This window comes from Halobacteriovorax sp. HFRX-2_2 (genome assembly GCF_043196705.1).
GTDB lineage: Bacteria > Bdellovibrionota > Bacteriovoracia > Bacteriovoracales > Bacteriovoracaceae > Halobacteriovorax_A.
This window is the reverse complement of record NZ_JBEBMT010000002.1, coordinates 109327-121856: the sequence shown is the minus strand read 5'-3', so window position 1 is coordinate 121856 and position 12530 is coordinate 109327. Positions and strand designations below refer to the sequence as shown.

Below are 12530 nucleotides of genomic sequence, written 5' to 3'. Positions count from 1 at the left end.
TTACCTACTTATATGATCTAATCGTTGGTTGTATATATTCAAACTCTAATTCTTCACGATGCAGTTGATAGTCTCCATCATTATATTCCCAGGCCGACACATAACTATAGTCTTCATCATTACGAACGGCTTCACCTTCAGAGCTTTGAAATTCTTCCCTGAAGTGTGCGCCACATGACTCTTCCCTTTGAAGGGCATCCACACACATCAATTCGCCAAGTTCAATAAAGTCGGCCAAGCGTAGCGCCTTTTCGAGCTCTGGATTTAACTCTTCATTAGCACCAGTTACTTTAACATTCTTCCAAAACTCTTCTTTTAAATCTCTAATTTGAGAAATTGCTTTTTCTAAACCACTACGGTTTCTACTCATGGCACATTCTTGCCACATTATTGTCCCAAGTTCTCTGTGATAATGATCGACAGTTTTCACTCCATCAATCATTAGTAGTTTATTAATTCTTTCTGATGCCTTCTCGATACATCGATCAAATTCATCATGAGAAATATCCGGTTGCTCACTCTTCATTTCATCTGCAAGATAATTATTGATTGTGTTTGGCAGAATAAAGTAGCCATCAATACTCGCTTGTAATAATGAATTTGCTCCGAGGCGATTTGCTCCATGATCTGAATAGTTACACTCCCCCACTGCATAGAGCCCTGGAATAGTAGTCATTAATTCGTAATCGACCCATAGTCCGCCCATTGAGAAGTGAGCAGCAGGAGAAATTTTCATCGGCTCTTTATAAGCATTGATACCTGTAATCTTCTCATACATTTGAAAGAGATTACCGTAGCGATCTTTAATAACTTCAACTCCGAGCCTTTCAATCGCATGCTTAAAATCTAAATAAACAGCATTCTTTAAGGCCCCAACTCCGTGGCCAGCATCTATTTGTTCCTTAGCAGAACGTGAAGAAATGTCTCTCGGTGCCAAGTTTCCAAAACTTGGATACTTTCTCTCTAAATAATAATCTCTGTCTTCTTCAGGGATATCATTTGCATCGCGACTATCCCCTGCTTTCTTAGGAACCCAAATTCGTCCATCATTTCGTAAAGACTCTGACATAAGAGTAAGTTTTGATTGTAACTCACTTGACTGCGGTAAGGCGGTAGGATGAATTTGTGTAAAGCTTGGAGCTGCAAAGAAAGCACCTTTTTTATGAGCGGCCCATATAGCAGACCCATTACAACCAATAGCAAGTGTAGAAAGCCTAAAAACTCGTGAGTAACCACCGGTTGCGAGAACAACAGCATTTGCCATAATCTTCTTAATTTCACCTGACTCTAAGTTTCTTGTGATAATCCCTTTGGCCTTCCCATCGATAACAACGAGATCAAGCATCTCTGTACGTGGATACATCTTAACATTTCCTGCTTTGACCATTTTTGAAAGTTGAGAATAAGCGGCCAAAAGAAGCTGTTGACCGGTTTGACCTCTGGCATAGAATGTTCGTTGAACTTGAACTCCACCAAAACTACGATTAGTTAAAACACCACCATACTCTCTAGCGAAGGGAACACCTTGCTGAGTAAAGTGATCGATAAGAGGGGCCGACAATTCAGCTAAACGATAGACATTGGCCTCTCGAGAACGAAAGTCACCACCCTTTAAAGTATCGTAGAACATTCTCCAAACACTATCACCATCATGTTGATAATTCTTTGCTGCATTTACTCCACCTTGTGCTGCAACAGAGTGTGCACGTCGAGCAGAATCTTGATAGCAGAAGCAGTCAACATTATAACCAAGTTCACCAAGGGTAGCGGCAGCTCCTGCTCCGGCCAAACCTGAGCCGACAACTATGATTGAGACTTTCTTACGATTTGCGGGATTAAGAAGCTTGCTCTCAGCTTGATAGTTAGACCATTTCTCCTTCAAATTTCCTTTAGGGACTTTAGGATTTAGCATTACATAACCTCCCTAATGAAGATAACAATGGGAATGAGAACAAAACCGATTGTGATAAAGTATGAGAATATTTTTGCACTACAGTCTATTATACGAATATGACTTAAACGATAAAAGCCTAGAGTTTTAAAGGCACTTGATAGCCCATGGTTTAAATGCGCTCCTAAAGGAACCATTAAAACACAATAGAAGATCACATAGAATGGATTCCTAAATAATGTCGTCGTTAAAAGATAAACATCTTTATATCCATTTGAGTCATTATAAACACTTCCTCCAAGACCAAATTTAATTTTCGCCCAGAAATTTGCCATGTGAATAACGATAAATAATAAAATGAAAAAGCCTAAGAAACCCATGTTTTGAGAAGTCCAAGTTGAGACTTCTCTATTATCCTTAAGAGCATACTCAACACCCTGTGAGCGAGAATTCTTTAAGGTAATAACAATGGCCATATAGGTATGAAGAGCAATAGCAAAATAAAGAATAAATGAAACGGCCTTTATAAATATATTTTCGGCCAAAGTATGGGAATAAAGATTATACAAAGAATGTGCATATTCTTGTGGTAATAAGAGTATTAAATTTCCACAGAGATGAATGAGTAAAAACAGGCATAAGAATAGCCCAGTAACTGCTAAAACATACTTTCTAAAAAACAACATTCAAACATCCCTTCTTTAGATTAATTATAAAATAGGGAGTTCATAAAACCTAGATAAAATATGGTAAAAAAAAGGGCACAACAAATGTGCCCTTCTTCTATTTAAGATATATAAAACTTTATGCTGCTTTCTTTGTCTCAGTTTCTCTTTTAGTCTTATGAAAATTAACGACATTATTAACTGCACGTCTCGCAGACTTTATTTGAGCAATTATTAACCCTTTTAGATCTGTGATATCCTCACCAATATGATTAACCGATTGGCTTAACTCAGTTGAGGCAGCATTTAAGTCATGTGCTGATTGACTTGTTAAGCTTGCAGAACTTGAAATTTCTTGCATCGCTTTACTTACTTCTTCAACACCAATTAGCTGTTCTTTTGAAGCATTAGCAACTTCATTTGAGTTTGCAGAAACTTCATCAAAATTTCTAAGTACCTGAGTAAACACTTCTTGACACTGATTACTGATCTCAACACTTTTATTAATTTTATCTCTACTCATATTTAAAGATTCATTAACATCACGACTTGAGATATCAACAATATCTGTAACCTTCTTTAAGCTATCGACAAGTAGCTTTGAAATCTCATCAGCAGATTCACCACTCATCTTAGCAAGGTTACCTACTTCTTCGGCCACGACAGAGAAGCCTTTCCCATTTTCACCAGCTCTTGCTGCTTCAACAGAGGCGTTGAATGAGAGTAGCTTAGTCTGAAAAACGATATCATTAATAACTTGAGTTTTAACATTAATCTCTTCAAACACTTTAACGATTTCATTTAATTCACTATTACTTTTCTCAACTGTATTTGCTAGTGCTGTTGTACTATTATCGACATCTTTAACACCACGTCCTAGATCTCCTAGAGACTTTACTCCATCAGTTACTAAGTCCTGACTTTTCTTAATTAGAGAAGCAACATTATTAGAACCATCTGTATTGCTCTTAATCATTTGAGAAATCTCATGTAAAGAGCTTGATGTTTCTGTTGCTGCCGCAGAAAGTTGTTCAGAAATAGAACTTAGTGCGACAGACTTATTCTTAAACGTATTTGAAACATTCTCTAGGTTTTGACCTTCATTAGAAATTGACTCAACGATATTATTGATTCGTCCATCAATTCGTCTTGCCATAAAGATACAAATCCCAACAGAACCAAATAAACTAATAATTGAAATAATCGACATTAAAAAGATTGAATCAGAGTAAGTCTGATCTGCTTCTTTAAATTCTTCATCACCCATTCCAAGAATTAACTCTTGAAGTTGATCAAGGCTATCTCTAGCTCCTTCAAACTTAGAGTTCACTGGACCTAATGAGTTTTTAATAAGTTCTGTTCTAGTGAACTTACGAAGATGTCCTTCTTTATCTAGAGGAAACTTATCTGCTGCCGTCTTTTCAAAAGCTTCTAATCCTTCATTAAACTTCTTAGAAATTTCAATTTCTTTAGGTGAATCACCTAAGACAGTATACTTTTTAAAACGATCAACAACTTGTTGCTTATTAGTAAAGTAGTCATCGGCCAAAGCTTTTCTCTGCTTGTCTGATAATCCTTCAAGAAGTAGTGTTCTTTCGGCCACTAGCATCTGTTGAAAGTCTCGATCAGCTTGTACTAGACTGTTGATACTTGGAAGTCTTTTTGAAAACACTGTATACAAGTGCGACTTCACTGATGTTAATGATTGATAACCAACAAATGCAATAATCAGCTGAATGGTAAGCATTGTAGCTGATAGAGCAATTAATTGTTTCTTAATTGTCCATTGTCCCTTCATAAATAACCCTCAAACTCCCTCAAAATTCTATTTCTTCGCAACCCTCGTTAAGATTTGCTCAGTAATTTTATCCAGCGGTAGTGAAATACACGAAGCACCTAATTCAAATGCTTTCTTTGGCATTCCATAAACAACTGAACTCTCCTCGTCTTGTGTAATTGTGAAAGTATCATTCTCTTTCAACTTAAGAAGCCCTTTGGCCCCATCTGCTCCCATTCCCGTTAGAAGTGCTGCTGTTACTCGATGCCCTTTTAGTTGGGCAAGATTTTCGAATAAGTAGTCAACGCTTGGACGGTGTCCAGAATATATCGGAGTTTCACTGTCTAACTTGATCATTAATTTACTCTTTCCAACAACTCCCATATGAATTCCACCTGGAGCAATATAGACAGTATTATGCCTTACCTCTTCTCCGTCTGTTGCTTCGACGACGTCAAACGGACATAACTCGTTTAGACGATTAGCAAATGCTGTCGAAAATACTGGAGGTATATGCTGAACGATAAGAACTGGTGGAAACTCTTTTGGGAAGCGCATTAGTAGTTGCTTAATCGCTTCCGTCCCTCCTGTTGAGGCACCAATTGTAATTAACTGACTTCCAGAGAAATCGAAGTTATTAGACCCAACCCAGCTTGTGAGCTTTTGTCTCTTTGACTTAACAATACTATGATAAGCAAGGTCAATTTTTTCAAGTAAGGCCTTCTTGAATTTAAAGATATCGTCAAAAGATGGCTTCTTTAAATAATCAAACGCACCATCTTCAAGACATCTCATTACGATATCACCATCGCTCTTGCTTACAGAACTAATCATGATCGCCTGCAGCGACTGATCTTTTGGTAGATTTTTAAGAACGTCATGCCCGCTCATTTTTGGCATATTAATATCTAAGGTAATAACGTCTGGCTTAAGTGCTTTAATCTTTTCTAATCCATCTTGTCCGTCGACAGCTTCACCAACGACCTCATATCCTGGATCACCAGTAAGACACTTCTTAATTAGCTTTCTTACAGTACCAGAGTCATCGATAATGAGAATCTTCTTCACCTGAGCTTCTTTCACTCTAAGACTTCTTTTTGTTTCATGATTCGTCTTAAAATAAATTGACTGACCAAGACTTTGGAAGCCTTCATGTCGTCTTAGGGTTTCAGAAATCCCAATTAAAAGATATCCCTTATTTGTGACACAGTTTGAGAACTTTTTGATAACTTTATCAATTTGTTCTTCATTAAAGTAGATAAAGACATTACGACATAGAATCAGGTCGTATTTGTCACGATACTCAGGACTATTTTGATCTATTAAATTATGAACCTTAAATTTACAAAATTTTTTAAGATCATCACTGACTTTAACAAAGGGTGCGATCTCGCCGCTTCCTCGATACCAGTTGCCTTCGAGATATTCCTTAGGAACCTTCTGAAGTTCTTTCCAGTAATAAACACCTTTCTTTGCGTGCTTAATTGATTTCTCACAAATGTCAGTAGCAATAATTTCAAATTTAAAGCTAGGGTCAATCTCTTTGATATGTTTTTTAAGAATCATAGCAAGACTATAAACTTCATCACCCTTGCTACAGGCCGCACACCAAATCTTTAATGTGTCACGCCCACTATTTTTTACTCGTTCAACCATCTTAGGAAGGGACTTGATGATAAAATCGAATTGATTTTTCTCTCTCATAAAGAACGTGTAATGCGTTGTCAGAAGTGATATTAGCTCAGTCTTTTCCTGACTACCCGGAGATTTAATTAACGTTAAGTACTCATCAGCATCTTTTAAACGAAGCTCGACAATTCTCTTGTCAATACGGGACTTTACCATTGCATCATTTTGCGCTGTAAAGTGTGTCCCTGTCTCCTGTGACATCATTTGAGCTATTTCAATATAACTTCTAGCAAGATTACTCATTCAATCTCTTCCTAATTTAAATTAATTATTTTTAAACGGCCTTATCAAACCTAGCATCGTTCTCACTTGGGTATTCATCAGAATCCACTTCTAGTACTGGATCATCAAATCCCATATCATCAGCTACTGGCTCAGCCTTCGCAACGACCTTAGCAGGCTCGCGTTTTACAACTTCAGCAACCGGTGTCTTTTCAAAGACAGGAAAGTCTTCAACAACCTCTTTCTTTGCTACAGTATGAGACTTAACTGGTGTCGATGAGATCGAATCGATTAATGCATTTCTATCAACTGAAAGGTTTTGAATCTTACCTAAGACCTCACTTTCTAGCTCTTCAACAATTCCATTAAGAATTGACGTCTGCTCAGATAAACTTTCTGCAAAGCCAGAAGTTTCTTGTGCAATTGTCGAGTTAGTATGTGTTACTTCATCAAGCTCATTCATTGCATCCGAAATATTATTAATTCCTTCAGCTTGCTCTTCAGAAGCAGTTGAGATCTCAGTCATCATTTTTGTTACAGCATCAACATTTTCAACAACACTATCTAGGATCTTTCCACAGTTTTCAGAAACATCTACACCCTTAGTGATACTTGTCTGTGCTTCAGAAATAAGTCTTTTTACATTCACTTGAGTTTCATCAACGATTGATTGAACCTTTTTAATTGATCCACCAAGTAGCTCTTCAATCTCAAGAGCAGCATTCCCACTCATTTGAGCAAGGTTTCCTACTTCCTCTGCAACAACTGCAAATCCCTTACCATGCTCACCAGCTCTGGCCGCCTCTACTGAAGCGTTAAAAGAGAGAAGCTTTGTTTGGAATACAATATCGTTGATAACTTTAGTCTTTTCAGAGATTTCATTAATAACATCGACAATCTTTACGATTTCTTCGTTATTGCGATTCATCTCTTTCATAATATCTTCGTTATTGCCGTTAATTTGTCCAATGGCCTCAACCATTTCATTAACAGCGCTCTTCCCTTGAAGGGCAACACGTTGAGACTCGTCTGCTTTCTGGCTTGAAACCTTAGCATTTTCAACACTCTTATTTACCATTGCAGTAATTTCATTAAGGGTCGCTACTGTTTCTTGAATAGCGCTTGCCTGTTGAGTTACAGATGATGACACTTTTGATGAGGCCATGCTCATATTAGTTGAAGACTTTTCAGTAACTTGTGATGAGTCACGAAGTCTCTCACTAAGGCCAATGATCTTCTTAATTGACTTAGAGAAGTTGTATTGGAAACCGTATGCAAATGCTGCAATAATCGCAAAAAGGATTGGAATATAGAAGCTAATCTTCTCTTCAAGAGCAGTACTTGCCTCAATTTTTTCTTCAGTCTTTCTATCAATTAACTCAACATTATCCTGAATATTTTTAAAGATCTTCTTTGTTCCAGAAACTGCGATTTGGCTATACTTTTCAAGAAGAAGTTGGTTTTCATATAATTTACTAAATGAACGAATATAACTATCTACAGATTTAGTTACATCGTTGTAAACATATTGCTTATATTTACGAGCAACTAACTCTTTCTTTATTTTTAGACCTTCGCTCTTTGCTTTATCTACATATTTCTTTGTTCTTCTTAAAAGAAAATCTTTTTCATGACGACGAAGCGTTAAAAGAGAAATCATAAAACTTGGGTTCAAGTCATATTTCTTGATCTTAGTTTCAATATCATGAGCATAGCTACGTAATTCACCTCTAAGGCCACTCTTAGAGTCTCCTTCTTTTTTCAGAGTCTCACGTGTGTTCTCAAAGTTTTTAGTGTGTTCTTTATAATTTTTAGAAAGCTCATCCCATTGAACCTCGTTAGCATAGTCAACATCTAGCCTCTGCATACTTTCAAAGATTTCTTTATTGATCTTACCTAGCTCTAAAAAGCGCTTTGCGGCACCAGGGTCTTGTGAAATGATATACTGCTTTTCATTCGATATTTGTTCACCAAGATTTGCTGCAAATGTTCTCATCGAATCTTTCATTCGAAGGTCTCTCTGTACAGTATCTTTTAAACTTTCAACTAGTCCATAGTAAGAGTAAATTGAAATGGCCAGTCCTATACCAAACATTGCAAAGATACCAAGAAAACTTAGAATCGTTTTTTTGTTCATTGACATTTTTGTCTGTTTCATTACTTTCCCCCGGTGCTATAGGCACCATTCTCTACTAAGCAGCTTTCTTTACAAGGCCATTAATTTCATCGATGTTTAAAATTGACTCAAGATCAACTAATTGAATTAATGCTTCGTTATTGCGATATACTCTATTCAGTCGATCACGTTTCTTCGTTTCTACTGAAGCTACTTCTTGAATTTGTTCTTCATCTACAGAAAGAACCTTACAAATATTATCCACAACAATTCCTAAGCAAAGCTGTCCAAATTCCACAATAATAACTGCTTCTTCATTTGATTCAGCTGGCTTAACACCTAAACGAGTACGTAGATCAATAATTGAAATAACCTGTCCACGTAGGTTCATAATCCCTACATAATAAGTTGGACTAAAAGGTACATTAGTTGTTTCAGGAACAGAGATTAGCTCTCTAACTTGCAGAAGTGGAATTGCATAGTGCTCATCTCCAAGTTTAAACTCTAGGTATCTTTTTGTTACATCAGTTGTTTCATTTTCCATATTATCCCCACATATCAAGTTATATATTTTAATTACGCCGCGTTACTTACTGGTCTTTGGCTTTTCGTTTTACTTACTTTATTAACAACAAGTTCTTTTAAATCTAAGATTAGAGCTGGTCGTCCATTTCCAAGAATCGAACTTCCCATAAAACCTTGAGTATTCTTAATATCATTCCCAAGACTCTTGATAACAACTTGCTGACGTCTAAGAACATCGTCGACTACGATTGCAAAATCCATATCTTCAGTTCTTACAACAAGAGCAATCTCATTTACCGAAGGCTCTTTAACATTATGTTTTAAAAGTTTACTTAGCCTAAATGCAGGTAGGACTTGTCCTCTTAGAACAATACAGCCACCAACATTATTTACTTTCTTATAATTTTCTTCTGTAACAGAAACAGTTTCGTGAACTAGGTTAAGTGGGACGACGTAGTTTTCGTCACTAACTCTTGTCACCATTCCTTCGATAATTGCCATTGTCAGAGGAAGCTTAATTCTAAAGGCAGAACCTGAGCCTACTTCAGATTTAACTTCAACGGCCCCTGAAATATCTTGGATATTCTTTTTAACAACATCCATACCAACTCCACGGCCAGAAATTTCACTTACCGCTTCTTTTGTTGAAAAACCTGGTGCAAAAATTAAGTTAATCGCATCTTGATCACTTAATTTGTCAGCATTCTTAATAACGCCCTTTTCAATGGCCTTATTCTTTATAATATCAGGATCGATTCCCTTACCATCATCTACAACTTCAATAACAAGGCTATTCCCTTCGTGATATGCCTTAATTTGAATCTCTCCAGCATCGGACTTTCCAACAGCTTTTCGATCCTCAACACTCTTTTCAAGCCCGTGGTCAACAGCATTTCTTACGATGTGTACTAAAGGATCTGAAAGTTGCTCAAGAATATTCTTATCAACTTCTGTCTCCTCTCCAACAATAGTAAGATTAACTTTCTTACCAAGTGCTTTTGAAGTATCTCTTACAATTCTTTGAAGTTTTGAAAATGTCGTCTTAAGCGGAACCATTCTCATCTTCATTGAAATATCTTGAATTTCTTTGGTAATCTTTGATAAGTGACTAACACTTTTTCTAACATGCTCATCAGCTACGAGATCATTACATTCACTAAGTACAGTTTGTAGAATAACAAGCTCTCCAACATAGTTATTAAGCTTTTCAACACGACTGATACCAATACGAATCGTCTCTTCTGGTTTTGCTGGCTTCTTTGGTGCAGCAGCAACAGCAGGCTTCTTTTCTTCTTTTTTTGCAGCAGTTTCTAAACTTACAACATTATCTGCCACAGGAGCTTCTTTTGGAGAAGCCGACTCATTCATAAGTGCATCGAGATCATTTGGTCCACTTGCAACAGCGGCCACTTCAACAGGCTTAACTTCTTCTGTTGAATCAAAAGACTCTCCATATAACATACGATCGAGGTCACTGATATCTGATTCACTTGGGCGTGATTCAGCAACGACTTCTTCTTCAAAACTTACAGATTCCTCATTATCGAGGATACCTTGTAATTCCTGGTCTTCGAAATCGTCTTGCTCTTCTTCGTCTTGTTCTTCTTGTTCCTCTTCATGTGCACTAGCTTCAAACTCTGCTTCATCAGGAATATTTGAGATTCTAAGATCATCATGCTCAACATCAGCACTAGAGACATCTTTAATTAACTGGATAATATCGTCTGAATTAAACTTAGCATCAATATCATCTCTAAGAGCAGAGATCATATTATTTAAATGGTCAGAACACTTGAGGAAAACATCAATAACATCAGCACAGATATCAACCTCACCCTTCTTAACCTTTAGGATGAGTTCCTCCATCTCGTGAGTAAACTCTGCAACATCACTGAACTCAACTGCTCTTGATGTTCCCTTTAGGTTGTGAGCGAGTCGAAAAATTTTATCAATATGCTCATCTGTATTATCGACACCAGATTCTAATTCTAGGAAAGATTCTTCACAGTCTTCAAGAAGCTGTACTGCTTCTTCAAGGAAATCCATCTTTAATTCTAATTCAAACTCATCCATAATCACATCTTGTCTTTTGTGTTAATATCTCTTCATTATTCGGACAATATTTTTATTTAATTAATGTTTTTAGAGGCTTACTGTAAATTTCTATAAATAATCTTAGTTTCATGACATTGATCATGTTCGCTTTTTTACAAGTCCTTAATTATTCGTTTGCCCCTAGTAGAATGTAGATATAAAAAGAGCCCATTTTTGTCGCAAGTGGAATCATAAGAGACTCATATTTACCTAAATCAATCTCAGAAAAGTTCTCTCTAAGTAAAACCGATGGAATTGCTCGATCAATAACAATCCCTCTATTTTGATTCAAATTGGCCTTTGCTTGTCCTAAGGTAATATTTGTAAACTCTGCAATAGCATCCTTCACATCGTCGTTAAGCTCAGTATAGTCTTCACCAAAAATTTGGTTATAAATATTGATGAAAACAATATCTGGGAAACAAATAAGAAGCCTTCCATTAAATTGCTCATTTTGAACATCAATGGAACCAATCAACCCAATTTCATAGCTTTCAAAATCTTTTGCTTTGGAAACTTTTCCTGGCAATACTTTTAAATTCGCCTGAACACCAAAAGTATCAATTGCCGCTTGAATAAAAGGGTTTACAAAGTTTACGTCTAACTCAATTCTTTTCTTTTTAAGATTTAGCTCTTGTAGTCTTTTTGAAATCGAATCAGTAAAGTTGAAACGTTCATCAACATAATCACTCTTGAGTTCTCTAATAAGTTTAGAGCGTGCATTAATTGTATATATTAAAATTGACTTCTCTTCAGCTGACTTGAATAACCTAAAAATTTCGTTATAAATTTTTGGAGAAACATACTCAACGCTCTTAAAATCTAAAATTATTAACTTATCTTTCTCATCCTCTAATATCGCATCAAAGATCATCGACAATGACTTGACACAGTCTTGATCGATATCGCCCGAGAAGGCCAAAACTGAGAAGTGAGATTTTGTAATTCTCTCTACCATACCCATGAAAGCCTCCTATTAACCTTGTGGAAACCTTTTCTTCATGGCCAGGGCCAACCTCTTCTTAAAAGATGCTTGATCAAATGGCTTAATTACATATCCGTCAACATCACTAGCAATAGCCTCTTGAATTTGAGCAACATCTTGTTCGGCAGTTACCATAACGAATGGCATTTCTTTAAAATTCTCACTACCTCTAATAGTTTTTAAAAGATCTAGTCCTGTAGCATTTGGCATACTCCAGTCAGAAATAATAAATGATATCTCGTTTGGTCCACCTTTATTCTCTACAATCTTTTTAAGAGCATCTTTTCCATCAACGGCCTCAACAAATCTATCGGCCCCTAAATCACGCAGTAACTTTTTAACGATCTTTCTCATTGTGCTCATGTCATCCACAATTAAAAAAGAAAACTTTTTAAGATCTTCCATATACTCTTTCTCCTACTCAATAATCTTCAACTAATATATCACCAGGAAATTTTGCCAAATAGCGACCTTATTTTTCCCCGCAAATAAAAAAAGTTTTGATTCTCTATTTAAACTTAATATATCTAGTTAGTTATCGGCGCTTGTGATTTTTTTTTTACGCT

At 36.4% G+C, this 12530-nt stretch carries 9 protein-coding genes; all 9 read right to left on the bottom strand.

What is annotated here, in order from left to right:
- Nucleotides 1-4 precede the first annotated feature (4 nt).
- A complete protein-coding gene (locus ABMA79_RS05715; protein WP_393090991.1) occupies nt 5-1912 on the bottom strand; it encodes a fumarate reductase/succinate dehydrogenase flavoprotein subunit in 1908 nt (635 codons plus the stop codon).
- Nucleotides 1912-2577: a succinate dehydrogenase cytochrome b subunit gene (locus ABMA79_RS05710; protein ID WP_393090989.1), complete on the bottom strand. Its 666-nt coding sequence runs from the start codon at nt 2575-2577 to the stop codon at nt 1912-1914. Before ABMA79_RS05710 ends, ABMA79_RS05715 begins: the two co-directional genes overlap by 1 nt.
- A gap of 118 nt (nt 2578-2695) precedes the next feature.
- A complete protein-coding gene (locus ABMA79_RS05705; RefSeq protein WP_393090986.1) occupies nt 2696-4354 on the bottom strand; it encodes a methyl-accepting chemotaxis protein in 1659 nt (552 codons plus the stop codon).
- A gap of 27 nt (nt 4355-4381) precedes the next feature.
- Nucleotides 4382-6265 (bottom strand): chemotaxis-specific protein-glutamate methyltransferase CheB, encoded by a 1884-nt coding sequence (cheB, locus tag ABMA79_RS05700; protein ID WP_393090983.1) that lies wholly within the window; start codon nt 6263-6265, stop codon nt 4382-4384.
- 31 nt (nt 6266-6296) lie between these two features.
- Nucleotides 6297-8402, bottom strand: coding sequence for a methyl-accepting chemotaxis protein (locus tag ABMA79_RS05695; protein WP_393090980.1), 2106 nt, complete (start codon nt 8400-8402; stop codon nt 6297-6299).
- A 34-nt stretch (nt 8403-8436) separates the two neighbouring features.
- Nucleotides 8437-8904 (bottom strand): chemotaxis protein CheW, encoded by a 468-nt coding sequence (locus tag ABMA79_RS05690; RefSeq protein ID WP_392858218.1) that lies wholly within the window; start codon nt 8902-8904, stop codon nt 8437-8439.
- Nucleotides 8905-8936: 32 nt separating this feature from the next.
- Complete coding sequence (locus ABMA79_RS05685; protein ID WP_393090977.1) at nt 8937-10958, bottom strand: chemotaxis protein CheA; 2022 nt, start codon at nt 10956-10958, stop codon at nt 8937-8939.
- A 148-nt stretch (nt 10959-11106) separates the two neighbouring features.
- Nucleotides 11107-11943, bottom strand: a complete 837-nt coding sequence (locus ABMA79_RS05680; RefSeq protein ID WP_392858214.1) for a chemotaxis protein CheX — start codon at nt 11941-11943, stop codon at nt 11107-11109.
- Between the two features lie 12 nt (nt 11944-11955).
- Nucleotides 11956-12369: a response regulator gene (locus tag ABMA79_RS05675; RefSeq protein ID WP_103217672.1), complete on the bottom strand. Its 414-nt coding sequence runs from the start codon at nt 12367-12369 to the stop codon at nt 11956-11958.
- Nucleotides 12370-12530: the final 161 nt, after the last annotated feature.

Coding starts and splice junctions, on each gene's coding strand:
- ABMA79_RS05715 (WP_393090991.1), bottom strand. CDS start 1,912: ATGCTAAATCCTAAAGTCCCTAAAGGAAATTTGAAGGAGAAATGGTCT.
- ABMA79_RS05710 (WP_393090989.1), bottom strand. CDS start 2,577: ATGTTGTTTTTTAGAAAGTATGTTTTAGCAGTTACTGGGCTATTCTTA.
- ABMA79_RS05705 (WP_393090986.1), bottom strand. CDS start 4,354: ATGAAGGGACAATGGACAATTAAGAAACAATTAATTGCTCTATCAGCT.
- cheB (WP_393090983.1), bottom strand. CDS start 6,265: ATGAGTAATCTTGCTAGAAGTTATATTGAAATAGCTCAAATGATGTCA.
- ABMA79_RS05695 (WP_393090980.1), bottom strand. CDS start 8,402: ATGAAACAGACAAAAATGTCAATGAACAAAAAAACGATTCTAAGTTTT.
- ABMA79_RS05690 (WP_392858218.1), bottom strand. CDS start 8,904: ATGGAAAATGAAACAACTGATGTAACAAAAAGATACCTAGAGTTTAAA.
- ABMA79_RS05685 (WP_393090977.1), bottom strand. CDS start 10,958: ATGGATGAGTTTGAATTAGAATTAAAGATGGATTTCCTTGAAGAAGCA.
- ABMA79_RS05680 (WP_392858214.1), bottom strand. CDS start 11,943: ATGGGTATGGTAGAGAGAATTACAAAATCTCACTTCTCAGTTTTGGCC.
- ABMA79_RS05675 (WP_103217672.1), bottom strand. CDS start 12,369: ATGGAAGATCTTAAAAAGTTTTCTTTTTTAATTGTGGATGACATGAGC.